The organism is Streptomyces sp. NPDC002467 (assembly GCF_042889825.1).
In the GTDB taxonomy this organism is placed as follows: Bacteria; Actinomycetota; Actinomycetes; order Streptomycetales; family Streptomycetaceae; genus Streptomyces.
In genome coordinates, this window is record NZ_JBIARJ010000029.1 from 1 (window position 1) to 26,576 (window position 26,576).

The following is a 26,576-nucleotide window of genomic DNA, read 5'->3' on the forward strand; positions in this document are numbered from 1 at the left end:
CCGCCACGCCATGGCGACCGACCTCGGTTTGCCGACCGCCCACCTGCGGGTGTTACTGACTGGGTCGGCCCAGGACACGCGGGCCCGGGCTCGACGGTCCGCACCGTGGCCCCCTCGGTACGGCCGACGGCCGAGCGATGGAGGTGGTGCATGGAGATGATCCACGTCCGGCTGGTGAGCCCGCCTGCCCTCACCCCCGGTGCGCTGGAGCTGCTGGCCGACAACCGCTACGTGTTCAACCGGGTCGTTCTCCCCGGCCTGGCCCACAATCCCGACGGCGACGCCGTCGAGTGCGACATCCTGGCGGGTGCCGCCAACGCCGTGCTGCGCGGTCTGCGCGAGCTGGAACTCGACCGCCTCGGCTCCATCGTCATCGAGCCGGTCGAGATGGCATTCTCGGCCACCGCGGCCAAGGCGGAGGAGCAGCAACCGGGGGCGCTCGCGCACACACCGGTCTGGGAGGAGGTCGAGGCGCGCATGCGGGCCGAGGGCACCAACCGGCCGAGCTTCTACGTCTATCTGACCATCGCGGGCGTCATCGGGTCGGTGGGGATCCTGACCAACTCCCAGATCCTGATCGTCGCGGCGATGGTCGTCGGGCCGGAGTACGGCGCCGTCACGAGCGTCGCGCTGGGTATCGACCACGGCAACGGAGTCAGGATCCGGCAGGGCCTCCTCGCTCTGACCGCTGGATTCTCACTGGCCGTTGTGGTGACGTTCCTGTTCTCCTGGGCAGTCCGGGCCCTCGGGCTGCAGCCCAGGGCGTTCGAGTTGGGCATCAGGCCGGTCTCGACACTGATCGACGCTCCCAACGTCTTCTCCGTCGTCGTCGCGGTGCTGGCCGGCATCGTCGGGATCACGTCGCTCACCCAGTCCAGAACGGCCGCGCTGCTCGGCGTCCTCATCTCCGTCACCACGATCCCCGCTGCCGCAGACATCGGCGTCTCCTGCGCGTTCTCCAGCTGGAGCGAGGCCCGCGGATCCCTGTTCCAGCTCCTGCTGAACATCGTGCTGCTGATCCTGGTGGGCGTGCTGACCCTCAGATTCCAACGGGCTGTCTGGCGACGCATCGGCCGACGCGACATTCGCGCGCGCGGCGGGTAGGGCATCGGCTGCCCGTGGCACGAGTGGGCGAAAGCAGAGTGGCCATAGCCCTGGCGACGTATTGCCCTGCCCGGCCCTGCCCGGCCCGGCCCGGCCCGCAGCCGCATGCTCCCGACGGAGGCCGACACCGCAGGCCACGACCGCGCCCCGCGTCTCGGACCGTCGCCCGGGCGGACCAAGGACGCCATGCGTGCGTGGAAAGCCGGGCTGCCCGAGCACAGGACATGACGGCGGTGGCAGACCCGAGCAGGGCCGAGGCGGGTTCGAGGCAGCTCGTAGCCCGACCGAGTGGCGTGCCCGGTCGAAATGCGGCTGTGTGGCGCGCCGGTCTGTGTCGCCCGCTGCACGAATGCTTTCGTCTGGGGCTGGGAATGCGACGGCTCCTCTATCTGTCCAGGCGGGCCGGTCGACTCCCGGCCTTCCTCATGCGCGTCGCCCGGTCCTGGCAGGCGTGCCATCCGCAACGCCGAAGGAGAGCTCGTGGTGGCAACAAGTGGCGACGGGAACCGCGAGACGATGTCCGCGCAGCTTCTCAAGGGACAGAAAGCGCTGGTGACCGGCGCCAACTCGGGCATCGGCCTGGCGACTGCCGTCGCCCTGGGGCGGGCCGGAGCGGACGTCGTGGTGAACTACGTCGTCGGTGCGGACGAGGCAGAGAAGGTCGTGGCGCAGATCGAGGGCTTTGGAGTCCGCGCCTATGCACACGAGGCCGACGTGTCCGACGAGGAGCAGGTGGCCGCCATGGTCACGCGGATGGTCGAGGAGTTCGGCACCATCGACATCATGGTGGCCAACGCGGGCCTCCAGCGTGACGCGCGGCTGACGGAGATGACGCTCGCCCAGTGGCAGAAGGTCATCGACGTCAACCTGACCGGTCAGTTCCTCTGCGCGAGGGAAGCTGCCAAGGAGTTCGTGCGGCGCGGCGTGGTGCCCGAGGTGTCCAAGTCGGCCGGGAAGATCATCTGTATGAGCTCGGTCCACCAGATCATCCCGTGGTCTGGGCACGTGAACTACGCCTCCTCCAAGGGCGGTGTGGGCATGCTGATGCAGACCCTCGCCCAGGAGCTGGCGCCCCAGCGGATCAGGGTCAACGCGGTTGCGCCCGGCGCCATCCGTACGCCGATCAACCGTGACGCCTGGTCCACCCCCGAGGCCGAGGCCGACCTGCTGCGCCTGATCCCGTACGGTCGCGTGGGCGACCCGGACGACATCGCCAACGCCGTCGTCGCCATGGCGTCCGACCTGTTCGACTATGTCGTCGGCACCACCCTCTTCGTTGACGGCGGAATGACCCTCTTCCCCGGCTTCGCCACCGGAGGCTGATCTCCGGTGCAGGATCACACCACGCCCCGCCGGGTGGTGATCCTCGGAGGGGAGTTCGCCGGGCTGTTCGCCGCCCGCGCCCTGCGTCGGTCACTGGTCGCGGTGACCGCGGTCGCCCGCCGCGCCCGGCATCTCTTCCCACCACTACCGGTGCGCCTCCGGAATCCTGTCCGAGGAACAGATCGCGCAACCGCTCCGCACAACAGGCAGGGAGCGGTTCTCAGCTGGTCCGTCGCCTTCGACTACGAACTCGCGCTGCGAACGCGCCTTCACCATGACCGACGGAGACCCGCCGGCTGACCGCACGCCCGGACGGAAGGCGCTCCCACCTCCGCCCTGAGAACGGGTCCCCAGCCGACTCTCCGCGGGCGCCCCTCCGCATCCTGTCCTTCATCAGCCCCGTCCCCGCAGGGCAGACCATCGAGGCGCACATGCTCAGCACCGCTTCCCTTCTGGTGAACGACGCCCCGGCCCAACTCCTACCGGCTCGCGAGCTGATGGCCTTCACCCTGGCCTCACACATCCTGCTGGTCCCGTTCGGCGTGGCGCTGCCGTTCATTACGCTGCTCATGCACCATCGGGGGCTGCGCCGCAACGATCCCGTCGCCCTCACACTCGCCCGGCGCTGGTCGGCGGTGATGGCCGTCCAGTTCGCCATCGGCATCATCACCGGCACCGTGCTGTCCTTCGAGTTCGGCCTGCTGTGGCCCGGCATGATGGGCCGCTGGGGCGACGTCTTCGGCCTCGGGTTCGGCATCGAGGCCTGGGCGTTCTTCCTGGAGGCCGTCCTGATCGCGATCTATCTCTACGGCTGGCGTCGGCTCAAGCCTTGGACTCACTTCTGGCTGGGCGTGCCGCTGCCACTGACCGCCCTGATGGGGGCGTTCGGCATCATCGCGGCCAACTCCTGGATGAACACCCCGCAGGGGTTCAGCCTCGACAGCCAGGGCAAACCAATTGCAGTCGAAGTGCAACAGGCGATCTTCACGCCCATGTTCGGCCCTGAGTACTGGCACTTCGTGGGGGCGATGCTCATGACCGCCGGCTATGTGGTCGCCGGCGTGTACGCGGTCGGCTGGCTGCGCGGGCGCCACGACCACTACCACCGGCTCGGATTCACAGTGCCCTTCACGGTTGCCGCGATCGTCACACCGGTCCAGTTCATGCTCGGCGACTCCGCCGCGCGCGCCGTCTTCCACAAGCAGCCGATCAAGTTCGCCGCCATGGAGATCGTCTGGAAGACCAACACCCACGTACCGGAGTACATGTTCGGGCGTCTGCATCCTGACGGGACGATTTCCGGCGGCCTCAAGATCCCCCAGTTGGACTCGATCCTCGCCGGCTTCAGCCCGGACACCAAGGTGACGGGCCTGTCGTCGGTCGCCGCGAGCGACCGCCCGACGGCGACTCAGGCCACCATCGCCCATTGGGCCTTCGACATCATGGTCACCATCGGCAGCGTGCTGATCCTGTTGGCGCTCTGGTACGCCTGGTCCTGGTGGCGCCATCGGGACATCCCTCGCAGCCGCTGGTTCTTCCGCTGCGCCGCGATCGCGGGAGCCGCGTGCCTGGTCGCCGTGGAGTGCGGCTGGATCACCACCGAGGTCGGCCGCCAGCCCTGGATCGTCTACAACTACATGAGGGTCTCGGAGGCTGTGACCAGCACGCGTGCCGAATCGCTGTGGGCGATGCTCGGCATCGTCATGGCCGTCTACGTGGCCGTATTCGGAGCGTTCCTCGCGGTCATTCTGAAGATGCGCACCCGCTGGCGCATCGCCGACGAGGGCTCGGCCTCCGGCCGCGCCGAAGCGCCCCCGGAGTCCGACACCCCGTACGGGCCCAGAAGCGAACCCGAGGCCACGGCCGCCGGGTCCGTGCCGGGTGACGGGTCCGACCGAACTCCTGGCGGTGCGTCGTAATGGCTGAACTCATCGCATGGGTGCTGGTGCTCGCGATCGCCGCCTACGCGTGCGCCGGTGGCACCGACTACGGCGCGGGCTTCTGGGACCTCCTGGCCGGCGGTGCGGAGCGCGGGAAGAAGCCACGCTGGCTGATCGATCAGGCCATGGCTCCGGTCTGGGAGGTCAACAACGTCTGGTTGATCTTCGTCCTCATCATCATGTGGACGGGCTTCCCGACGATGTTCCAGGCCGTCTTCGAGGCGATGTGGCTGCCGCTCGCCCTCGCCGCCGTGGGCCTGGTGCTCCGCGGCGCCGGATTCGCCCTGCGCAAGCCGTCCCACCGCCTGGCCCAACGAAGGATCTACGGAGCGGTGTTCGCCATCTCATCGCTGCTCACACCGTTCTTCCTCGGGGCGGTGCTCGGCGGTATCGCCTCCGGTCGGGTCAAGGTCGGCGAGCCCGCCTCCGCGGACGCCTGGGCCAATGGAACCTCAGTCCTCGTGGGCCTGCTGGCCATCGCCGCCACCGCATTCCTCGGGGCGGTCTTCCTCTGCTCCGACGCCCTGCGGTTCGGCGCCGATGACCTCGTCGACTACTTCCGCCTGCGGGCGCTGATCGCCTTCGCCGCGGTTGTCGTCCTCGCACTCATCGGCCTGCCCGTGACCCACGACGACGCCCGGTACGTCTGGGACGGCCTCACCGGGGGCCTGGGCCTGCTCCTGATCATCCTGGCCGCGCTCTGCGGTCTGGCCACGGTCCTGCTCCTGCTGCGCCGGTCCTACGGCGGGACACGCTACACCTCAGTCGCGAGCGTCGCCCTGGTCGTCGGCGCCTGGGGCTTCGCGCAGCGGCCCTATCTGCTGCCCACCTCGCTGACGGTGGCCGAGGCCGCCGGCGCCGCTCACACCCTGCGCTGGCTGGTCATCGTCACGGTCATCGCGATCGTCCTGGTCGGTCCGGCGCTGGTACTGCTCTACCGTCTCGACACGATGGGTGAGCTGGAGGAGCTCACCGACGCCGATACCCGGGCCGCCAGAACACCCGGCGACAACGTGTAGCGACGCTCGGCCGGCTCCGTTGCCGTGTGCTGCCGGGAGCCCGGTCCCTGTGTGTGGTGGCCCCCAAGAGCTGCGAGCCCGGGGCCAAGCATCGTTACAAGGGCCAGGCCCGTCGTCCTCACCTCCTGGCCGACGTCCCTCCCGCAACCGCGCTTGGCTACAGTGGCGGCCCTCCCCCCTTTGACACCCCAGCCCCCGGAGGCCGTCCCATGCCGTCACACACCCCGTCCGGCCCGCTCGCCCGCCCCGGTGCCTCTCCCGCGGACGCCGAGGCCGTCTGGGCGGTGATCAGCGGAATGTACGCGGCCTACACGGCCGGGGACCGGGCGGCCGTCGACGCGCGGCTCGATCCGGAGGCGACGGTCTGGGATTCCGCGGCCGATCCGTTGCTGCTCGGCAGGGCCGATCTGGAGCGGCTGCGCGACGAGCGGCCGGCGCCCGGGAGCGGTCCGGTGGAGACGGGTCTGGACGCCTACGACCCGGTCGTCGACGTCTTCGGCGATACGGCGGTCCTGCGCTACTGGTTGCGCGTCGCCTTCGCCCCGGGTCCGGACGGAGCGCCGTCACGTCCCGAACTGGTGCGCAACACGGCGGTGCTGCGCAGGCACGCCGACGGCGGCTGGCTCATCGTGCACCTGCACGAGGACGTACGGCAGCCGGGCGGGGTCCCCGCGGCGGACGGCTGACCCCGCCTGTGCGGCGTGCCCGACCTGCCCGCTCCGGCCGTGCACGCCGCACACTCGCGTCCCGAGCCGCCCTGGTTAACGTCCGTCCATTCTCCGGACAGCAGGGAGGCAGAAATGACGTACCGGGTGGCCATGGACATCGGTGGCACCTTCACGGATGTCGTCGCGTACGACGAGACGCGCGGCACCTACATCGCGGCGAAAGCGCCGACGACGCCGGGTGACCTGGCGGAGGGGGTCTTCGCCGCGCTCGGGCGCGTGGTGGACGATCCCGCCGCGATCTCGTTCTTCGTGCACGGCACCACTCAGGGGCTGAACGCGCTCCTGGAACGCAAGGGCGCCAGGGTCCTGCTCCTCACGTCCGAGGGCATGCGCGACGTCTACCACATCGCGCGCGGCAATCGGGACCGCATGTTCGACCTGCACTACCGCAAGCCCGTGCCCCTGGTGGAGCGGCGATCCACCGCCGAGGCGGGCGGACGGCTCGACTGGCGCGGTGAGGAGCTGTGCCCGCTGGACGAGGACGCGGTACGTGCGGCAGCACGACGGATCCGCGCCGAGGGCTACACCTCGGTCGCGGTCTCCTTCCTGTTCAGCTACGTCAACCCCGCCCACGAGGTGCGGGCCGGCGAGATCCTCGCCGAGGAGCTGACGGACGAGGACGTCATGATCGTCCTCTCTCACCAGGTGGCCAGTGAATGGCGTGAGTACGAGCGCACCTCGTCCGCCGTCCTGGACGCGTACACGGGGCCCGTCGTGCGGCGCTACCTCGGGCGGATCGAGGAGCGGTTCACCGAGCGCGGGCTGGGCGTGCCCGTCCAGGTGATGCAGTCGTCGGGCGGAGTCGTCAACGCCGACTTCGCGCGCCGCAACCCACTGCAGACCCTTCTGTCAGGACCGGTCGGAGGAACCATGGGAGGCGTGGCCGCGGCAGCGCTCCTCGGCCGGCCGAACGCCATCTGTGTCGACATGGGGGGTACGTCGTTCGACGTGTCGCTCGTGCTCGACGGGCGGCCCGACATCTCCAACGAGGGCTCGGCGGACGGCTTTCCCGTGCTGATGCCACTGGTCAACCTGCACACCATCGGCGCGGGCGGCGGCTCGATCGCGTACATGGAGGCGGGCGGGCTGCGGGTGGGGCCCGAGTCGGCCGGAGCGGTTCCGGGACCGGCCTGCTACGGGCGGGGCGGCACCCGCCCCACGGTGACGGACGCCAACGCCGTACTGGGCCGGGTGGATCCGGAGTGGTTCGCGGGCGGGCACATGACGCTCGACGTCGAGGCGGCCCACCGAGCCGTCGGTGAGCTGGCCGGACAGCTGGGCATCGAACCCGTGGAGCTGGCAGGCGGGATCTGCGAGGTCGCCAACGCGAAGATGGCCCAGGCCATTCGCACGCTGACGGTCGAGCACGGCCTGGAGCCCGGGGAGTTCGCGCTCCTCGCGTTCGGCGGCGCCGGCCCCATGCACGCCGTGGAGATCGCTCGTGAACTGGGCGTCGAAGAGGTGATCGTCCCCCGCTTCCCGGGCGCCTTCTCCGCCTGGGGCATGCTCGGCACCGAGGTGCGTCGCGACCTCACCCGCCAGTTCTTCACTTCGGGTGACGTCCTCGACGGTGCCGCGATGGCCGAAGCCCTCGGCGAGTTGCAGGCGCAGGCCCTGGCCGCGCTGGCCGAGCAGGGAGTGCCCGCCGGGCGCAGCCGGGTCGAGCACGCCGCCGACATGCGGTACGAGGGCCAGGACTACACCCTGACCGTTCCGCTCGACACCGCCGAGGAACCCCTGCACGAGGACTTCCTCGCGCGCGCCGCAGCCAGGTTCGCCGCGCTGCACGAGCGCCGCTACGGGCACGCGACCCCCGATGCCCCCGTCGAGTTCGTCACGCTGCGGACGACGGGGCTCGGCGCCCTGCCCGAGACCGAGCCCACCACGTACGGGCCGCAGGACGGCCAGGACCCCTGGGCGGGCCGTACCAAGCCCGTCGTGTTCGGCGGCCGGGCCTACGAGACGCCCGTGCTCCGCCGGGAACACCTCGCGGCGGGCGACCAGTTCGCCGGTCCCGCAGTCATCGTCGAAGCCACGTCCACCACGGTCGTCCCACCGGACGCGACCGTCGCCGTCGACCCGCAAGGCTTTCTCGTCATCAAGCTCGGAGGCATCGCGTGAGCGCCCCTACCCCCGTGATCGACCCGGTCACCACCGAGATCATCCGCTGCGCCCTGCTCCAGGCCGCCGAGGACATGAACACGACCCTGATCAGGTCGGCCTACACACCCACGATCTACGAGGCCAAGGACTGCGCGGTCGCGCTCCTCGACCGGGACCACCACGTGCTGGGCCAGTCGTCCGGACTGCCGATCTTCCTCGGCAACCTGGAGGAGTGCACCCGAGCGACGGAACGCATGTACGGCCGGGAGGTGTGGCAGGAGGGCGACGTCTGGGTGCTCAACGACTCCTACATCGGCGGCACCCACCTCAACGACGTCACCGTCTACGCGCCCATCCACGTCGGCGGTGAGCTGGTCGGTTTCGCGGCGTCCCGGGCGCACTGGATCGACATGGGGTCCAAGGACCCGGGCGGGTCGATGGACTCCACGACGATCTATCAGGAGGGCCTGCGCATGGGTCCGCTGAAGATCTACGAGCGCGGCGAGCCCTGCGTGCTGACGCAGGATCTGATCGCCCGGCAGGTCCGCTTCCCCCAGCCCACGCTCGGCGACATGCGCGCCCAGGTCGCCTGCGCGCTCACCGGCGGCCGGCGCCTGGCGGAGATCGTGGAGCGGTGGGGCATGGACACCCTGCTGGCAGCGCGTGACGCGATCTTCGAGCAGACCGAGCGCCTGGAGCGCGAGCAGATCGCCGCGATCCCGGACGGCGTGTACGAGGCCACGGGGCAGCTCGACAACGACGGCATCGACCTCGGCACGCCCCTGCACGTCACCGTCCGCGTCACCGTGGACGGCGACCGCATGACCATGGACGTCACCGACTGCGCGGACCAGGCCACCGGACCGGTCAACTGCGGTGCCGCGCAGACCGTCGCCGCCTGCCGGGTCGGCTACAAGCTGCTGGTCAGCGGCGAGGTCCCGCTGAACGGCGGCTCGTTCAAGCCGCTCGACGTCCTGACCCGGCCCGGTTCGATGCTCGCCGCGGTGGAGCCCGCGGCGTGCCAGTACTACTACTCGCACCTGGGCCTCGTCATCGACCTGGTGGTCAGGGCCCTCGCGCCCGCGCTGCCGGAGAAGGCGGCGGCGGCCTCGTACGGCGACTCGATGATCGTGCAGTTCACCGGGTTCGACCCGCGCACCGACAAGCTGTTCGTCTCCCAGGAGGCCACCGTCGGCGGCTGGGGCGCCTGGCAGACCGGCGACGGCGAAACGTGCCTGATCAACAACGTCAACGGCTCCCTGCGCGACATGCCGGTCGAGGTCCTGGAGACACTCTTCCCGGTGCGGGTGGAGGAGTACGCCGTACGCGTCGACTCGGCGGGAGCGGGCCGCGCCCGTGGCGGCAACGGTGTCGTACGCCAGTACCGGTTCACCGCGGACCAGGACCTGTCGCTGTGGTGGGAACGGTCGGTGACCCCGGCCTGGGGCCTCTTCGGCGGCGAGGCCGGTGCCCCGCCCCGGGTGACGCTCAACCCCGGCCGGGACGACGAGCGTTCCCTGCTGAAGACCAATGCCCTCCCGGTCAAGGAAGGCGATGTGCTGCGCTGCGAGAGCGGCGGGGGCGGCGGCTTCGGCCCGGCCTCCGAGCGCACGGTCGAAGCGGTCGCCGAGGACATCCGTCAGGGGCTGCTCAGCCCGGCACGGGCGGAGGCCGACTACCCGTCAGCTCGTTGACGGTCCGGCAGAAGGATCGTCGAGCAGGACGCGGCAGGCCAGGTGCAGGGCCAGCCGCAGGCTCGGGTCCTCGGGGTCGCAGCCGAGGGCCCGCAGCCGCTCCACGCGGGCGGTGACCGTATTGCGGTGCACCCCCAGCCTGGCCGCGGCCGCCGACGGGGTGGCGACGTCGAGGACCACGGCGAGGGTGCGCAGCAGACTGCCGTCCCTGTCGGCCTCCAGCAGCGCGGCGAGCAGTGACTCGGCCGGGCCGCGCAGTACGTCACGCGGCACGGCGGCCAGGAGCTGCTCAGGGCCCGTCCGGTCGGCCCGCACGACCGTGCCGGGTCGCGTGACGCGTACGGCGGCCACCGCGTCGGCGAGCACCGGCCCGAGGCCCGCGAGGTCCGTGGCCGGGCCGGCCACCGCCCCGGCCACCGGCACCAGCAGGGACGGATGGACCAGCGCGGCCCGCAGCTTCTCCCCGGCACGGGCGAGGGGATCCCGCGCCGGATCCAGGTCATCCTGCTGCTCCCAGGCCACCCAGCACCCTTCGTGGGCCACGAGTGGCCCACCCGGGCCCGTCCGGCTCCACCAGGAGGCCAGCAGCGTGCCGCCGCCGTCCCGTTCTGCGGGCCGTACGACGTACACCACGAACGGACCGCGTACGGGCCAGCCCAGCCCCACGGCCTGCATGAGCAGCGGGTCGCGCCCTTCGGCCGGGCCCGACTCCTGCTCCTGCTCCTGGTCCTGGTCCTGGGGCGTCGGCGCGGTCCCGCCCCGGGCCACGAGCTCCGCAAGGAGTCCCGACGCGTGCAGGCCCAGGCGCTCCGAGGTCAGGCGCTCCCGCGCCGCCCAGGCCGTCAGCGGAGCGACGGCCAGCCCCAGAACCTCTCGGACCGTCGACTCCCAGCCCGCGACGCGGGACCGGGAAGCCGCGGCCAGCACGGCGAGCGGACCGCCTTCCGGATCGGATACCTCAACCCGCACGCCCACCGCGCCGGCGGGGGCGTCGAGCGCCGCTGACCGGCCCGCGATCACCTCGCCGGACGGAGCGACGAGCGCGACATCGGTCGATGGCAGCACTGCGTGCAGGGCCGAGACGATGCGCACCGGGCGCGGTCCGGCCGCGGTGATGCGCCGGGCCGCCGTCGCCAGCAGCGCCGTGCGCCCCGCCTCGGGCTGGGCCACTGCCGACGCGATCCGCACGGCGGCGTCCAGGGCACTGCCCGCCACCACGAGCAGCGGCACGCCGAGCCGCTCGGCCAGGTCCGCGGCGGATTCCGCGTTGCCCGCACCCCGGGCGACGACCACGCAGGCCGCAGCGTGCTCCCACGCCTTGCGCAGGGCCATCTCGATGGTCCACGCCGCCGACGCGGCGAGGCCGGTCAGGACGACGGCGGTGTGCGGCTGCAGCTCGTCCAGCGCATCGAGGTGGTCGGCGATGCGTACGTCCCGCACGTCGACCGTACGATCGGCCGGCCCGTACGTGGTGACACCGGCGAGCGGACCGTGCTGGAGGAGCTCGGCGAGGGTCAGATAGCGGTCCGCGGCAACCGGTTCCTTCACCATGGCCCGCCTCCGTTCCGCTCCATCAGGGCCGGTACGCCCATCCGGGCCAGGGCTCGGCCGTCACGCGTGTGCCAGGGTGGCGCCGCCTCGATGACGACCACCTCGACCTCTGTTCCGGGGACCGCGCGCTCGACGTCCACGACGCTTCCGTCCGCGGCGGACAGGATGAGGATCTGGTCGGGAGCCGTGGCCACGACGGCGCCGTCGGCGAGGGCCAGGAGCACTTCGTTGTGGGCCTCCAGCCGGAACCGGCGACGCAGCCCCTCGGCCTCGGAGATCACCACACTGGTCGGCCGGGAGGGCAGTGCGGCGGCGTCCGGGAAGCCGCGGGCCGGGCTGGATCCCTCGTCGTGCACGGTGTCCGGAGCCTGCTCCACGGCGGTGATCCGGCCTCGGCACAGCCTCTTCGGCCGCCATGGTGCGAACCGCTCGCGCTCGGTCGCCGAGCCCGCCGCGAGGGCGCGGCTGACGGTGGACGGCACCAGGCAGCCGGCCAGGGCGGGGCCGTCCATGGGGTAGGCGGCGGCAACGGCCCAGCCGCCGGCTGCCAGCACCAGAGGGCGTACCAGGTCCTCCACTCGACTCCCCGCCGACTCGATCGTGATCACGTCTCCGTCGCAGGTGCCGAGGGCGAGCGGGGCCGGGGCGACCCCCGCGAGGGTGAAGACGGTCTGCTCCAGCAGTGGCAGTACGCGCCCGCAGCCGTCCCCGTCGACGAGGGGGAGCCCGCACCGGGCGGCCGTCGCCAGGGCGATCAGGGCGTTCTCGGCGGCGGTGTTGAGGGCCACGATCGCCTCCACGGGGCGCCCGACGACGCGTTCCACGGCGGCGACGGCCTTGAGCGGCTCCCCGCCCGTGGGAAGGTGCTCGGCGAGGGCGGCCGAGGCGCCGACCAGCGTCACACAGACGCACAGACCGACCCCGCCGAGCCGCTCGGGCGGCAGCAGCGGCACCGGACCGTGTGAGGCGAGCTCGGCGCCCGCCCAGTCCAGGGCGACTCGGTAGGCGGACTCCTCCGTGCCTGCGGCGAGCACCCGTGCCCCCACCGCCAACCGCCCCAGATCGTTGCCGGTCAGCATCGGCAGCGGGGGAGCCTCTGCCCGGGATGCGTTCATGCGGGCACTCCCGCTGCCGGCTGCCCCACCGCGTGCACCGTCACGCGGTGCACTCCGGCCGGCAGGTAGGCGACCGGCGCGTGGCTGACGCTCTCGATGCGGGCCGTGTCGGGAGCCGCACCCGCGGCCACCACACGGGACAGGGCACGGTCACGTGCCGTGGCCAGCCTCAGTTCGAACTCCGCACGTCCGGCGGCGGCGACGAGCCGCTCGGACGCGATGCGGCACACCGAGGTGGCGGCGAACCGGGCGGCGTCGGTCAGCCGGGCGCGTACGTCGGCTGCGGCGGGCCGGGCTCCCATGTCGCCCACTCCCCCGCCGGTATGCAGGAGTACGGCACCCGCGACACGCTCCAGCTGCCTCGCGGCGATGCGGGCGATGACGTCCGGGTCGGCCGGCGGCGTGTCGCTGACACCCGGCCCCACCTCCTCGATCACCGGGGACCCGAGGTGCACGGGAACCCCCAGCGGGCCCGGCCCCGGCCGCACGGACCGCTCCGGGTTGCCGTCGCCGAGGGTGAGACAGCGGACGGAGCGTGCGCCGGCGTCCACGACGACCGCGTCGGCGACGCCCGCACGGGCAGCGGCCCCACGGGCGGCGCAGGTCGTGGCCGGAGCGGTGGCGATCACCGGATGGCGCCGGAAGTACTCGGCGGAGATCAGACCCCCGTCGTCCCGGGCGAAGTACAAGGGCGCCGTCAGCCCGGCCGAGCGCAGTGCCCGGGTGGCCTCGGCGGCCAGCTCCGTCGCCCAGCCGCCGAGTGCCGCGTTGACCACCGTGGCGTTCTCGCGTTCCCGCAGGCCCACGGAGCCGATCTCGTGCGAGAGGCTGATGGCCGCGCCCGGCACGGCGTCGGCGAGGGCGGCAGCGGCGTCCAGCTCGGGCCCCGGCTCCGCGGGTGCCCCGGCCGCGCAGACGGCAAAAGCCGAGATCTCCGCTTCCCGGGCGCGCCGCGCGAAGGCGGCGACAGCGTCCCTGTCCAGGGGTGCCGGCGGCCGTCCGGTCAGCGTGGCGCCCCCAGGGACCCGGGCGGTCAGCGCGTCGACGGCGGCCCGTGCCGACTCGGGCCAGTCGGCGAGCGGGGCGAGCGCCGGGTGGCTGGTGGGCGCGATGCGCAACAGGGCGACCCGCTGCGGACGGGGAGACCGCCGGGCGAGATCGGTGACGAGGACGACCGACTCCGCCGCGGCGGCGAGGGGCCCCAGTTCCGCGAGGACATCCCGTACCGACTGCGCCGCCCCGGGCCTGCTGTCCACGACGGCCTCCGCCACGGTCCGCCCGTCGCGGTCGACGAGAACCGCCACGCAGGTGGCCCGCCCCAGGTCGATGGCAAGTCTCACGCCACCATCCTTCCACCGACGCCCCGGACCCACCGATCCGCGCAGCGGGCCCGGGACGTCACGCACTACTGCAGGTCCTTGCCCTCGGTCTCCGGCAGCGGCATCGCGCACAGCAGGGCCACGGCCAGGAAGGCCGTGATGAACAGGATCGTCGAGGAGTAGCCCGTTGCCCGGCCGAGGAGGTAGCCGACCACGGACGGGGCGAGCGACGTGGCGCCCAGCTGCGCTGCCGTGGCCCACGCGTATCCCGTCGCTCGCATCGACGTCGGGTAGAACTCGCCGTTCCAGGTGTTCCACACGCCCCACGCCCCCAGGCAGAAGAAGGACAGGGCGAAGTTGGCGACGTACATCTCGGTGAGGGTGTCCGCGTAGGCGAAGGCCACGCCGGAGGCGGCAGCCAGCGCGACGTACGGCAGGAAGACCTTCCTGCGTCCGAACCGGCCCGTCAGCAGCGATGCCGAGACATAGCCGGGGATCATGCACACCGCGCTCAGAGCGACGAAGCCGAGGCTGGCGGACATGCTCAGCCCCTTGTCCTGCAGAAGGGTGGGCAGCCAGGTCTGCAGGCCCCAGTAGCCCCAGTTGAAGCTGAAGTTCACGACGAGCATCAGGAGGGTCAGACGCAGCAGCCGACCGCGGAAGAGGTCGGTCGTCCGCCCCGAACGCCGCTGCCCGCCCGAGTCGTCACCGCCGGAGGCGAAGACCGTCCCCTCGGGCACGTCCACTCCGAGCCGGCGCAGTACGGCGGCCGCCTCGGCATGACGGCCGCGTTCGGCCAGCCAGTACGGGGATTCGGGCACCCAGGCGCGGATCGCGAGGACCCAGACCCCGGCCAGACCGCTCGCGAGGGTGACCACGTGCCACCCCAGCCCGCCGAGGAGCTGCGTGGCTCCCACGGCCAGGAGCACGCCGACGGGCCATCCGATGGACAGATAGACGGCAGCCCGGCCCCGCAGCCGGGACGGGAGCAGCTCCAGGAAGTAGGGAAACGTGACGGTGTAGATGCCCGCGAGGGCGAGGCCCGACAGGAACCTCGTCACCATGAGCACGGTGAAGCTCGGCGAGAGCGCACTGGCCAGGGCGAAGACGCCGTAGGCGGCCAGCGACCACAGGCACACGCTGCGGCGGCCGATCCGGTCGGAGACGGGTCCCCAGACCAGACAGCCGGGGATCATCCCCAGCGCCACCGCCGACAGGGCCCAGCCGATCCGGCCCTCGCCGATACCGAAGGCGGTGCCGAGGTCCCCGGAGACGTAGACCAGGGCCAGCTGCTCCCACGACTCGATGACGAACGCCACGAAGAGAGCGAACGCCGCGAGGATGTGCGCGCGCCGGAGCGGCATGTCCTCGAACCAATGCCCGACCGGACGCGGCTGCACCGCGCCCGCCGGATGCTCTGCTACCCCTGGTCTCGCCTCGTGCACGGCACTCATCGGCTGCCCTCCATGCCTCATCATCGGCCCGGTCCCTCCTGACTGAGGGGTGGCGGCACTCTAGGAAGCACCCGGGAAGCGGCCATGTGCACCGCGCACAGGCGAGCCGCACGCGACCGGGCAGTACGCCCAGGACCGGCCCGATCACGACGATCCCTGCCTCACGAGGTCGCCGGAGTCGCAAAGCCTCCACGCATCGTGCCCGGTGCACCGCTCGCCGCGCTCCGCTGTGCATGTGGCACAGCGAGCCGGCCGATGGCATGGGACATCGTGTGCGGCCGAAGCGGCGCTCACAGGGATGCGGCGTGCTCATGAAGAAGGGAAGGATCTCCATGACCGACTCACCCGGGGAACCGGTCCGCCAGCGGAAGAACGACCTGTACCCGGGCGTCTCCGACGAGCTGGCCGAGAACATGAAGTGCGGCTGGGCCGACACCAAGGCGCATGACCTGCAGCAGGTCCCACAGGCCGCTCACACCGCCGCCCGGCGCGCCGCGCTGTCCGCCCGCTTCCCGGGCGAGCGCCTGGTGGTCCCGGCCGGCAACCTCAAGACCCGGTCCAACGACACCGAGTACGCCTTCCGCGCCTCCACCGAGTACGCGTACCTGACCGGCGACCAGACCCACGACGGCGTGCTCGTCCTGGAGCCCGTCCAGGACGGCCACCGGGCCACGATCCACCTGCTGCCCCGCTCGAACCGCGAAAACGGCGAGTTCTGGCTCGACGACATGGGCGAACTGTGGGTCGGCCGCCGCCACTCCCTCACCGAGGCGGAGCAGCTGCTCGGCATCCCGGCGAAGGACGTGCGCGAGCTGCCCGAGCAGCTGAAGCAGGCCACAGGCCCGGTCCGCAACGTCCGCGGCCACGACCCCGTCATCGAGTCCGCCCTCACCGACAAGGTGACCAAGGAGCGCGACGAGGAACTGCGCGTCTACCTCTCCGAGGCCCGCGCCGTGAAGGACGACTTCGAGATCGGCGAGCTGCAGAAGGCCGTCGACTCCACCGTCCGCGGCTTCGAGGACGTCGTGAAGGTCCTCGACAAGGCGGAGGCCACCTCCGAGCGCTACATCGAGGGCACCTTCTTCCTGCGCGCCCGCGTCGACGGCAACGACGTCGGCTACGGCTCCATCTGCGCCGCCGGCCCGCACGCCTGCACCCTGCACTGGGTCCGCAACGACGGCGACGTCCGCTCCGGCGACCTGCTGCTGCTCGACGCCGGCGTGGAGACCCACTCCCTCTACACCGCCGACGTCACCCGCACCCTGCCGATCAACGGCCGGTTCACGGACGTCCAGCGCAAGATCTACGACGCCGTGTACGAAGCCCAGGAGGCCGGCATCGCCGCGGTGAAGCCCGGTGCCGCCTACCGCGACTTCCACGACGCCGCCCAGCGTGTGCTCGCCGAGAAGCTCGTCGAATGGGGCCTCGTCGAGGGCCCGGTTGCGCGAGTCCTGGAGCTGGGCCTGCAGCGCCGCTGGACCCTCCACGGCACCGGCCACATGTTCGGCATGGACGTCCACGACTGCGCCGCCGCACGCACCGAGGCGTACGTCGACGGCACGCTGGAGCCGGGCGTGTGCCTGACCGTCGAGCCCGGTCTGTACTTCCAGGCCGACGACCTGACCGTGCCCGAGGAGTACCGCGGCATCGGCGTCCGGATCGAGGACGACATCCTCGTCACCGAGGACGGCAACCGGAACCTCTCGGAGGCGCTGCCGCGCCGCTCGGACCAGGTCGAGGCGTGGATGGCCGCCCTGAAGGGCTGATGCGGCCGGGCTGACCAGCAACCGAGGACGCAACGAGGGTGGCGCGCCGTGTGATCGAAGCCATCACAAAGCCGCTCCAACAGCTGCGCCGGGCCCCATCCGACGGCCGTACGCAGCTCGGGTTTGCCACGCGTGCCCCCCGTGCGGCAGCCCGCCGCTCCCGATCACTCCCAGAACGTCCCACCCCACCCCATCACCGCCGCCCTCAGGCCGCCCGGACCAAGATCCGGACCATTTCCGGACCAGCCCCCGCCAGAAGGCCGCACCAAATACCGTTTCCCCTGGTCAGCGCGGGTGCTGCTGCTGTACCACCCGGAGACGAAGAATCTGCTGGCCTGTGCGCCCCAGGTGGCGCTCGACCATCTCGGCGGAGTTTGCCGCATCGCTTGACCCGCGGCGGCAGTGAGCCGACTTGAATGGGCGACGTTCTGTAATCGGTCCCGATCGGCTGGTCGGCACAGTGGCAGGCGCCGCACAGCCGCTCCGTCAGTATCGAGCGGGCACGCCTTCGACCCGTGCTGGTCCCGTGCTGAATCCGACCGCCGAAATCTTGGGAAACAGCAGGTCGTAGCCCTGATCGGATGAGTTGTCGTACCACTCGATGGTGGTCCCGACGAGGCTCGCCGCGACGACTCTCTTGATGTTGCCGGGGGTTGCTGACGGTGTGGCGGGGGCGGCCATGAGCACCTCTTCCGAACGATGGGCGGGGACGATTCCGTGTCGCCACACCATAGGAACGCGCAGGTCAGGGGCATATGTGAGGGGCCGCCATATTTGGGGGTGCCTACACGTGCGCAACCACCACACGCGAGTCGGCCGCGGCTCGACATGGGCACTGACAGACCCCGCCAGGGGGACGTCAGGTATGCCCGTTGCGGCACGGTTTGACGGTACGGTGCTGACTCCCGTGCTGGTTCGGTGCTGACTACGCTGCGTTGAACTCGGTCATTCCCGGGCGGATCGGATCCCACAATCCTCCCGTCCGAGGGCGCGGCCGGCCGGAGCCCGGCCAGCCGCATCACGGTCGTCAGGCGGCTTGGACCACGGCCTCGAACTCGAGCGGAAGGCTCAGTTCGGTCTCGCGCGTGAAGACCGAGTCCATGAGGGCCCGCAGGCGCCCCAGTGCGTCGGGCATGGGCATTACGTGCGCGTAGGTCTCGTGGGTGATGCGCGGATCCCGGTGCCCGAGCCACTCGGCCATGTCCGTCACCGGTACGCCACCCAACCGGTACGTGCGACTGGCAGGATTCGACCAACGACTGGACCTAACGAAACCGGACCTCGTAGTGGCCGGCGGCGCTGCACTGCTCGAACAGCTCCTCAATGACCGCCGGTTGCCCGTACAACGCCGTGGCCTCACGTGCGCGGAGGTATGCGAGAAGCGGGGCTTCGTCGAGCCGATGTCGGTGTACCGGCGACTGGGCAAGGTCGTCGCTGCCCACATGCGAAGCGACGCCGAGGATCGGCACCACGGCGGTGGACAGTCTGACGAACACAAGGCGTACAAAGACCGGGCGGTCCGCGCCGCAGAGAAGGGCGGGCACACTGCCTTCCAAGAGCGATCGAGCAAGGACCGCGCAGTCCGCAGTGACGTCCTGATCCGTGGTGTGGACGGGGTGTTCCTCGGGTTCGAATCACAGCTGTCCCCGCGCAACCCGCGTAAGATTCAAGCACGGGACGTGGCGGCGCGACGGACGGGCGTGCTGGACGCATGGCAGACGGACAGCCAGGACATGGCGCGGGACACGCTGGTGCCGTGGTTGCGTACCGACCGCGTCCCCTTGGAACTGATCATGAAGCGCGACTCCCCCATCCCGTTCCGAGGTGGTATCCGACGCATCGAACTCGCCAAGTGCGACAAGCGGTTCGCGGGGCCGTGCCCGAAGAAGCGGACAGGGAAATGCGGAGGCTGGCATCCGACCACCCGACCTGCGGAGCGCCCCTTCGGCGAATTCATCCGAGATACCGCCTCCGGGCTTTACGTACGAGCGATCGTCAAGGTGAAGCGGACGGCGTTCGAGTTCTGGACCCCCACCGCCGATCACACTGCGTACCTCGCACGCGACATCGGGCGAGCCGCCTGCAGTCATGCCGAGGCAACGTCCGGTACGGCGTCCTATGGAGGACGGCGACCCGACGTGCCGCGTCCGGCCGCGGGCCGCGCCGGACCTGAGCCCTCCGAGCCCCCGCGGGAGTCCGCCGCCGCTCGGCTGCAGCTCACGCTCGCGGCTCGTCGCTCCTGCGAAGTCGTGGACACCCCTCGCGACGCATGGTGCGGCACAAACACGGATACCCCTGTTGGTCGTCCTCTCGGTCTTGGCGGGAATCGTCCGCGGCAACCTCGCCCTCCTCCAGGTCAGCACCGTAACCGACCGTTGGAGCACCACTCACTACGGCCGCCTCTCCGGTTCCCTGGGCGCCCCCGCCCCACATCGCTGCGGCCCCGGCCCCAGGCCAAATGCCGCCGGGCGGAGCAGGTCCTGGCGGAAGCCGGGTTGGAGGCGCTTGCCGCGGCCCTGGCCGATGCGACTACCCGTCGGGAGCCGGCGAGCGCCGAGTCGGTTTCGGTGGTCCTGGAGTGGCGGCTGCGGCGCGCCGCGGACCTGCTGGCCCACGCCCAGGCGACGCCGCTGCCCGACGGCGGCTGCGTCCGGACGGACCTCGCCGGGCAGAAGGCCGGTGTCCCGCCTCGTTTCACGTACCCTCCCAGACCCCCGCCGAGGATAGGCATTTCACGGGGGGGGTGCCCATGGCCCGCTGCATCCCCGGCTTTGTTGTCGATGGCTGCCCTTACAGGGTGGTCGGCCCGCTCTTTGGAGGTGAGCAGTGAATGCGGCTCCCGGGCACTGGACGGCGAAGGCGTGACTGCTGTGTAAGCAGCCGGCCGGAGCGGAGATCGGGCTCGTCGCTGTCGGCGTAGCGGATGATAATGCGGAACTTGTCGCATCGGCCGCGGCGCTGCTCGGGTACGTCAATCGAGCTGAGCCTCGCATTGCCCAGCAAGAAGTTCGTCGGCAACTACCGTCAGCACATCAGGTCGATGTGCGGCGAGGGCATCGATGGATGTGTGCCAAGTGTCGATCTGCAAAGCCTGTGCGATCAGCGGACATGCACGAGCAGTGTCGACGTGGCTGGCCACCACCGCCAAAGCCCGTGCGCGCTGATGTGTATGGGGGATGCTCCGGGCTAGTTTCACGGCGCGATCGACGTACCCTGACTGGGCCATCACCCTTGCCACCACAGCCGACGCGGATTCTCGCGGTCTTGCGTCGATCACGGTCTGGGCCGTGGCCTCGGCCTCGCGGGCGAGATCCGCGGCGTGGTCGACATCCCCAGCCCGTGCCGCTCTCACCGCGACCGCTACCAACGCCTGGACTCGATTGCTTGGATCCGGGACGGTCCGGGCTACGGCCTCAGCCTCGCGGACAAGGCCATCGGCCCGGTCGGTGTCCCCGGCCTGAGCCACTGCCAACGCTACCGTCACCAACGCCCGTGTCTGCTCGCGCGGTTTGCGGATGGTCCGGGCAAGCTCCTCGGCACGGCCGACGTCCCCAGCCAGAGCCGCCGCCTCTGCCCCCGCCACCCTCACCAAGGCCCGCTCATGCGGGTTGCGGATGGACTGCGCGAGGTCTTCGGCGTGCTCGATGTCCCCTGCCCGTGCCATCGCCCTCGCCACCGCTCCCATCACCGAAGCTCTTTGTCTCCCGCTGACGACGCTCATGGCCGTGGCCTCCGCCTCACGGGCGAGCTGCTGGGCACGATGGAAGTCCCCTGCGCGTGCCGCTGCCTCGGCCACCGCGACCAACGCCCGAGTCCTCTCCTGGGGGTTGGAGATGATCCGGGCCGCTGCCTCGGCTTCGCCGGTGAGTACCTGGCCACGGTCGGGGTCTCCACCCCCTGCCGAGGTCACGGCTGCCACCGTCAACGCCCGACTTGTCTCACGCGGGTTGGGGATGCTGCGGGCGAGATCCTCGGCGCGATCGAGGTCGCCGGCCCGAGCTACCGCCTTCGCGATCAGAGCGAACGCTCTTGTTTGCGTGTGAGGTTCGGTGATTGTGCGCGCGAGCCTCTCGGCGCGGTCGATGTCCCCTGCCCGTGCCATCGCCTTCGCCATCGTCACCAACGCCCGCACCTGGCTCCCCGGACTGGTGATGGTCCGGGCTGAGGCCTCGGCCTCGTAGGCAAATTCCTCGGCGCGGTCCGTGTCCCCGGCCCGTGCTGCTGTCTCCGCCGCGGCTACCAACATCCGTGTCCGCGCAAGCGGGGCGGCGATGTCCCAGGAGGGATCAGAGGCACGGTTAGCGTCCTCCAGCGCCAGCATGTCAGCTTCACCGGCTGAGGTCCGTGTCCGTGGGTCAGGGGTGGCGACGCTCCGGGCGGGGACCTCGGCCTCACCTCGCAGCCGAGCCGCGGCCACTGAGGCCAAGGCTCGATTCCGGGCACGCGAGTTGGTGATGGTGCGGGCTAGTTCGTCAGCGTGATCGGTATCCCCGACCCGCGCCAGCCCTTCCGCCACTGCAGCCAATACCCGTGCCTGTGGCCCTGCGTTGATGATGGTGCGGGCCACGGCCTCAGCCTCGCGGGCGAGGACGTTGGCACGGCCAGCGTCCCCTCCCTGCCCCACCGTCTCCGCCAAGGCCACCACTGCCAAGGCTCGCTCGAAAGGGCTCACGATTGTCCGAGCCGCAGCCTCAGCCTCGTGGACGAGGTCCTGAGTGATGGCGTTGATTTCGCTGGCCCCGGACTCAGCCCGGATGCGGACATCACACTCCGCCAGCACCCGGATCACCGCAATCAGCGACCGAACCCGATTACCTGGGTCTGGGATGGACCGGGCCAGAGCTTCGGCGCGCCGAGGACGTCCCAGGAGAGCCCATACGGCGGGCAGGCCGATGGGGACGTTGGAGTTTCGCTGGGCGAGGTTATCTCGGTGGACCGCCAAAAGAGTCATGGCCCACAGGTCTGGCGTGGAGCAGTCGAGGATTGAGACCTGCGTGGTGGTGATCTCGGTGAATGCGGCAGTATCCCCGCCGCTTATGTCGAGCATCCGGTCGTGGCGGGTCTTGTCCAAGGCGCAGTCGATCATTCTGGGCAGGTCGGATTCGGTATGCAGCATGCGGAAGTAACCATGCAACAGATAGCCGGGCGTCTCGCTCGGCCAGTGCGCCTTCCGGTATTGATCTGCCCAGGCGTGCAGCTGCTGCCGGTACTCCGCCAGGCGTGCGTCACCCAGAAACCGAACGGCGGTCTGCTGAAGTTCTTCGTGGCCGAGCACGTACACCTCACCGACACCCCCTGTCCCGGACCAGCCGGGCGCGGGGCGGCGGGTGAACGATCGCCCGACTACGGCGTGCAGGGCTTCCTCGACCTCCCATACCTGGTGTCCCATCAGCTCGGCCAGGTCCCGGCTGCTGAGGCCGCCGCCTGCCGTGGCGACCAGGCCAAGCAGGTCTTGATCCTCCCTCGTGCCTCGCAGTAGCCGCTTCAGTTCCAGTTCGGCGTCACGTCGCACGACCTGGGCGTGCGGGGATACTGCCAGGACGCACTCGGCCGCCGGATCCCGCAACGGATGCCCGCTGGGCACGTCGGGCGGGATCGGCGGGTGGGGACGCATCGTCACCACTATGCGCATCCCCGATGCGGGCCGGGCTGGGAGCAGCGCAGCAATGCTGTGTTCGGCTCCGCTGTCCTCGTCGAGGCCGTCTACGACCAGCACTAGGCGCTGCCCTTGTTCCGCGCAGGCCGCGGCCCCGGCATCGAGCATCCTCCACAGGTGGGCGGCTCGGGTGGCGGCGGTCAGGTATGGCGGCAGGGGCTCGCCCAGCAGGGTTGCCAGCTGCTCGATGACAACGTCCAAGAACGCCTCGCGGTCGCTCTGCGCAGATAACCGGGCAGTGACGAAGAACGAGATGATGCGCGTGCCGGCTGGCGGGTTCAGTACGAACCACGCCATCAATGCGGTCTTCCCCGCCCACGCCCTGGCGCGCCAGCACATGTAGTCGGCGGCTCCGGGCTGGGTACAGAAGTTCGCCAGCTCGGCCAGCTCGTCCTCCCGGTCCGCTAGGGCTTTGGGGGCGATCGCCCGTACCTGGTAGAGGTACGCGGACCGCGCGGCAGGGGGGAAGGGTGCGAACACGTTGACCTGAACGTTGCTGTCGCCGACCTGCAGCCCCCTTGCCCCGCGGGCGTCGGCTGCATGGCCTCTTTCGTCTGTCCCCACCTGCGCGGCCCGGTCAGTTGAACGTGTTGGTTTGCGTGTTGCAGTCCCCGACCTGCACGCCCTTGGCTTCCCTCGCATCCACGACGTTCACCCCGGTTTGGTCTCCGACCCCGCCCAGATCCTGAAGCAACGACCGCGCGGCGGACAGGATTTCCTCGTCCTGATCGACGCCGGAGATGGACAGCAGCTCGCTCAGCCTGGCCTGCCACACCCCGGGCTCGGCCTCGTTTGCCTCCAGAATCCGCGTGCTGTCCCCACTACGCGTGGCGAGGCGCCGCCGCACCGCCTCGCGCAGCCCTGCATAGGCGTCCCGAACAGCGCTGCTCGCGGTGTCCGTGAGGCCCGCCGAAGCCCCTGCGGCCAGTGCGGCCACCACCAACTCCACTCCTGCCATGCCCGCCCTCGTCGTCGATTCGAATCAACTCGGCATCATGCAGCCGCACACCCAGTGACGCAGGCAACCAGTCTTGCACCATCGGTGCCAGAACGGGGGATTCTCGTGCTCGCCCAACAGACCGGCAAACGAGATCGTGCATGGTGCGGGATCCCCTCTCGGGAGCCCCAGGCCTTCTCGCCGTCGGCGGCGCACCGAAGTCCATCTTGGAGCGCCCGGGGCTCACGTTCATGGCGACGTCGTCAGCGGGGGCGGCGCTTGGGAGGAACTGGGCCCGGGATGACGTCGAGGTCGAGGTGTTCCTTGAACAGGTGGACGAGGTTGGCGCCGTCGAGGAGTTCCAAGCGTCCGTGGTCGTTCGCGAACGCCTCGCTGGCCCGACCGAACCACGAAGTCGTCACCAGGATGCCCTTGGCCGCCCGCTTGTGCTCCACGACGCCGGCGAGGGCGGAGACCGACTCGAAGGGGACCACCTTGGCAGTGCGTTTGGCCTGGATGATGCACAAGCCCCGCATGACCGGGTCGGTGTTCATCGCCACCGCGTCCACGCCCTCGTCCTGCGAGGGCCGCGTATTGACACGCTTGCGGCCGGTGGGAAGCGGCTCGCCAGCGCGACCGAAGGCGTGGCTTCGGTGTGGGACATGGCCGGGCGCCTCGTGTTCAGAACTCCGCCTTCCCCCACCCGGTACGTCGCCCTCACCGACGACGGGTCGGGCCTGGCCACCTGCGGACCCGAAGGGCACGTCTCGCTGTGGGACGTCGGGTCCGGAAGGCGGCATCCACTCGACATCCCCATCGGACAGTACGTGCGAGGCATGCACTTCAGTGCGGACGGCACGCGCGTGGCGCGCCGGAGCGGGCTGCGTACCGGGGGTGTGTGGGACGCCGACGAGAGCACGCTCCTCACCCGGATGGAACTCGACGACTACCTCTGGCACCTGGACCTGAGCGCTGACGGAACACATGCGATCACCGGTGGCAGGGGCAGGAAGGTCAGTTTGTGGGACGTCGATGCCGGAGCGAAGCTGTTCGACGTCACAGTGGCTTCCAATTCCAACGCCGTCGCACTCGACGCCCACGCGTCTCGGTTCGCGGTGGCTCGCGGCGGCAGCGTTTTCGCGACGATAGAAATCTGGGCGGTGGCACGCGGGAACTGACGACCTTCAGGCCTGGAGCCGTCGGGCGGCCAGGGCCCCGCGGCGCGCGGGGGCGGCGCAACGACGGCGCAGCCCGGCCGCGAGTTGGTTACTGGTCAGGGTGCACAACCGGGAGGCTGCGGCTGCTTCGCGTTGTCTCCCCGACATGCTCAGCCTCACGTCCTGTCCAGCACCAGGCACGTATCTCGGACGGGAAGCGCCGACGCCGAGGACCCGCCTGTTTCCCAAGGGCGCAGAAGTCAAGCAGTACATCGACCACATGGCGGAGAAGTACGGGCTGAGCAAGCACATCCGGCTGAACGCCGAGATGACCTCGCGGCACTGGGATGAGGACGAGCACCTGTGGCACGTGCGGTTGGCCGGCGGCTGCGAATTGACCGCCAGGTTCGTACTGACCGCAGTCGGCTTGTACACGGAACCGTTGCGGCCGGATATTCCGGGGCTTGACGAGTTCACCGGAAAGGTGATCCAGAGCGCCAGGTGGGATCACGGGCCCGACCTGACCGGCGAGCGGGTTGCCGTGATCGGCACCGGTGCGTCGGCCGTGCAACTGGTACCGAAGGTGGCCGAGGCAGCCGGCAAACTCACCGTCTTCCAGCGCAGCGCTATCTGGGTGTTCCCAAAACCGGATCCGTCGATCCCGCGTTGGCTGCGATGGCTTCTTGCCCGGGTACCGCTGACCAACGCCGTACTGCGGGCGATCAGCTCGGCGGTGGTTGAGATGCTGCTGGTAGGTATTTTCCTGCTGGGTAAACCGGGTGCGGTGATCGCCAAGTTCGCAGCCGCCCTGGTCCGGGTCTACCTGCGCACTCAGGTCCCCGACCCGGCACTGCGCCGCAAACTCATTCCGGACTACAAGTTCCTGTGCAAACGGCCCAGCGTGTCCAACACGTACTTCCGCACCTACACCAGGCCCAACGTGGAGCTGGTCACCACCGGTATCGAACGAATCACGTCGAAGGGAGTGCTGAGCAGTGACGGCCGTATGCACGAGATCGACACCCTGATCCTGGCCACCGGGTTCCGGCTGTTCTACGACCCGGAAAACTACCGAAAGGCGCCGGTACGAGGCAGGGACGGGTTCGACCTCGCCGATTTCTTCACTCACGAGCGCGTGCAGGCCTATGAAGGGGTCAGCCTTCCCAAACTACCCAACAACTTCTTCATCTTCGGGCCCTACTCATGGAGCGGAGGCTCGTGGCCCGGGATGGTGGAGACGCTGTCCACGCACGCGATCCGGGTGATCACCGAGACCCGCAGGCGTGGCGCTACCGCCGTCGAGGTGACACCTGAGGCCAACGACAGGTTCCTGCGGTTCGCGCGGGAACGCATCGGCAAGTCGTTGGTGTACACCAACAACTGTGCCGGTTCGAACACGTTCTTCCTCGACCATCACGGAGACTCTCCACTCTGGCGCCCGACGACGTCATCCGCCGCGAAGCGCGCCGCCATGACGTTCTCGCTGGACGATTACACCTACAGAACCCATCCGGCCTCAGCGGCCCGGACCCCTTGACCCGAGGGAGCCGGCGCGGCGGCCGCCGTCCTGGAAGTAGACCTACTTGAAGGCCTCGGCAGTGAGCTGACGCAGGGCGCCAGCTGCTGCCGGGGTCCCGCCGACAGCCGCACATCGCTCATGTGCGGCATGGCGCCCCCGTCCGATGGCCCGCCCGCTCCCGGTCACTCCCA

At 70.3% G+C, this 26,576-nt stretch carries 20 protein-coding genes; 10 read left to right on the plus strand and 10 right to left on the minus strand.

The window, feature by feature from the left end; translation table 11 throughout:
* Positions 1–150: 150 nt before the first annotated feature.
* From ACFYYJ_RS37915 to ACFYYJ_RS37945, 7 genes are all read left to right on the plus strand, one after another.
* Complete coding sequence (locus tag ACFYYJ_RS37915; protein WP_389139067.1) at positions 151–1,104, plus strand: DUF389 domain-containing protein; 954 nt, start codon at positions 151–153, stop codon at positions 1,102–1,104.
* Between the two features lie 516 nt (positions 1,105–1,620).
* Complete coding sequence (locus tag ACFYYJ_RS37920; protein ID WP_389139176.1) at positions 1,621–2,427, plus strand: SDR family oxidoreductase; 807 nt, start codon at positions 1,621–1,623, stop codon at positions 2,425–2,427.
* A 431-nt stretch (positions 2,428–2,858) separates the two neighbouring features.
* A complete protein-coding gene (locus tag ACFYYJ_RS37925) occupies positions 2,859–4,346 on the plus strand; it encodes a cytochrome ubiquinol oxidase subunit I (protein ID WP_389139069.1) in 1,488 nt (495 codons plus the stop codon).
* Complete coding sequence (locus tag ACFYYJ_RS37930) at positions 4,346–5,386, plus strand: cytochrome d ubiquinol oxidase subunit II (RefSeq protein ID WP_389139071.1); 1,041 nt, start codon at positions 4,346–4,348, stop codon at positions 5,384–5,386. The genes ACFYYJ_RS37925 and ACFYYJ_RS37930 overlap by 1 nt, the downstream gene beginning before the upstream one ends.
* 209 nt (positions 5,387–5,595) lie before the next feature.
* Positions 5,596–6,072, plus strand: a complete 477-nt coding sequence (locus tag ACFYYJ_RS37935; RefSeq protein ID WP_389139073.1) for a YybH family protein — start codon at positions 5,596–5,598, stop codon at positions 6,070–6,072.
* A 114-nt stretch (positions 6,073–6,186) separates the two neighbouring features.
* Positions 6,187–8,235, plus strand: coding sequence for a hydantoinase/oxoprolinase family protein (locus ACFYYJ_RS37940; RefSeq protein WP_389139075.1), 2,049 nt, complete (start codon positions 6,187–6,189; stop codon positions 8,233–8,235).
* Entirely contained in the window at positions 8,232–9,911 is a 1,680-nt protein-coding gene (locus tag ACFYYJ_RS37945; protein ID WP_389139077.1) for a hydantoinase B/oxoprolinase family protein, read from the plus strand. Before ACFYYJ_RS37940 ends, ACFYYJ_RS37945 begins: the two co-directional genes overlap by 4 nt.
* Here the strand turns inward: ACFYYJ_RS37945 and ACFYYJ_RS37950 are convergent.
* The 4 genes from ACFYYJ_RS37950 to ACFYYJ_RS37965 all read right to left on the minus strand — a co-directional run bounded on the left by ACFYYJ_RS37950 (position 9,900) and on the right by ACFYYJ_RS37965 (position 15,350).
* Positions 9,900–11,462 carry a PucR family transcriptional regulator gene (locus ACFYYJ_RS37950; RefSeq protein WP_389139079.1) on the minus strand — a complete coding sequence of 521 codons (1,563 nt, stop codon included), beginning with the start codon at positions 11,460–11,462 and terminating at the stop codon, positions 9,900–9,902. The two genes, ACFYYJ_RS37945 and ACFYYJ_RS37950, sit on opposite strands and share 12 nt — an antisense overlap.
* Positions 11,456–12,577, minus strand: a complete 1,122-nt coding sequence (locus tag ACFYYJ_RS37955) for a DUF917 domain-containing protein (RefSeq protein WP_389139082.1) — start codon at positions 12,575–12,577, stop codon at positions 11,456–11,458. The genes ACFYYJ_RS37950 and ACFYYJ_RS37955 overlap by 7 nt, the downstream gene beginning before the upstream one ends.
* Positions 12,574–13,917: a hydantoinase/oxoprolinase family protein gene (locus tag ACFYYJ_RS37960; RefSeq protein ID WP_389139084.1), complete on the minus strand. Its 1,344-nt coding sequence runs from the start codon at positions 13,915–13,917 to the stop codon at positions 12,574–12,576. The genes ACFYYJ_RS37955 and ACFYYJ_RS37960 overlap by 4 nt, the downstream gene beginning before the upstream one ends.
* A gap of 65 nt (positions 13,918–13,982) precedes the next feature.
* Positions 13,983–15,350 carry an MFS transporter gene (locus ACFYYJ_RS37965; protein ID WP_389139086.1) on the minus strand — a complete coding sequence of 456 codons (1,368 nt, stop codon included), beginning with the start codon at positions 15,348–15,350 and terminating at the stop codon, positions 13,983–13,985.
* 332 nt (positions 15,351–15,682) lie between these two features.
* On the opposite strand from ACFYYJ_RS37965, the gene ACFYYJ_RS37970 reads away from it, so the two are divergent.
* Complete coding sequence (locus tag ACFYYJ_RS37970; RefSeq protein ID WP_389139088.1) at positions 15,683–17,116, plus strand: aminopeptidase P family protein; 1,434 nt, start codon at positions 15,683–15,685, stop codon at positions 17,114–17,116.
* A gap of 486 nt (positions 17,117–17,602) precedes the next feature.
* Here ACFYYJ_RS37970 and ACFYYJ_RS37975 read toward each other — a convergent pair whose 3' ends face one another.
* From ACFYYJ_RS37975 to ACFYYJ_RS38000, 6 genes are all read right to left on the minus strand, one after another.
* Positions 17,603–17,797, minus strand: coding sequence for a hypothetical protein (locus ACFYYJ_RS37975; protein WP_389139188.1), 195 nt, complete (start codon positions 17,795–17,797; stop codon positions 17,603–17,605).
* A 346-nt stretch (positions 17,798–18,143) separates the two neighbouring features.
* Complete coding sequence (locus ACFYYJ_RS37980) at positions 18,144–18,317, minus strand: hypothetical protein (RefSeq protein ID WP_389139090.1); 174 nt, start codon at positions 18,315–18,317, stop codon at positions 18,144–18,146.
* A gap of 64 nt (positions 18,318–18,381) precedes the next feature.
* Entirely contained in the window at positions 18,382–18,660 is a 279-nt protein-coding gene (locus ACFYYJ_RS37985; protein ID WP_389139092.1) for a hypothetical protein, read from the minus strand.
* Between the two features lie 1,427 nt (positions 18,661–20,087).
* Entirely contained in the window at positions 20,088–23,336 is a 3,249-nt protein-coding gene (locus ACFYYJ_RS37990) for a hypothetical protein (protein WP_389139094.1), read from the minus strand.
* A 13-nt stretch (positions 23,337–23,349) separates the two neighbouring features.
* A complete protein-coding gene (locus tag ACFYYJ_RS37995; protein ID WP_385358725.1) occupies positions 23,350–23,730 on the minus strand; it encodes a hypothetical protein in 381 nt (126 codons plus the stop codon).
* Between the two features lie 242 nt (positions 23,731–23,972).
* Entirely contained in the window at positions 23,973–24,473 is a 501-nt protein-coding gene (locus ACFYYJ_RS38000) for a restriction endonuclease (RefSeq protein ID WP_389139178.1), read from the minus strand.
* On the opposite strand from ACFYYJ_RS38000, the gene ACFYYJ_RS38005 reads away from it, so the two are divergent.
* Both ACFYYJ_RS38005 and ACFYYJ_RS38010 read left to right on the plus strand, forming a co-directional pair.
* On the plus strand, positions 24,372–24,887 hold the full coding sequence (locus tag ACFYYJ_RS38005) for a WD40 repeat domain-containing protein (RefSeq protein ID WP_389139190.1): 516 nt from the start codon (positions 24,372–24,374) through the stop codon (positions 24,885–24,887). The two genes, ACFYYJ_RS38000 and ACFYYJ_RS38005, sit on opposite strands and share 102 nt — an antisense overlap.
* Positions 24,888–25,032: 145 nt before the next feature.
* Positions 25,033–26,403, plus strand: coding sequence for a flavin-containing monooxygenase (locus ACFYYJ_RS38010; RefSeq protein ID WP_389139096.1), 1,371 nt, complete (start codon positions 25,033–25,035; stop codon positions 26,401–26,403).
* Positions 26,404–26,576 lie beyond the last annotated feature (173 nt).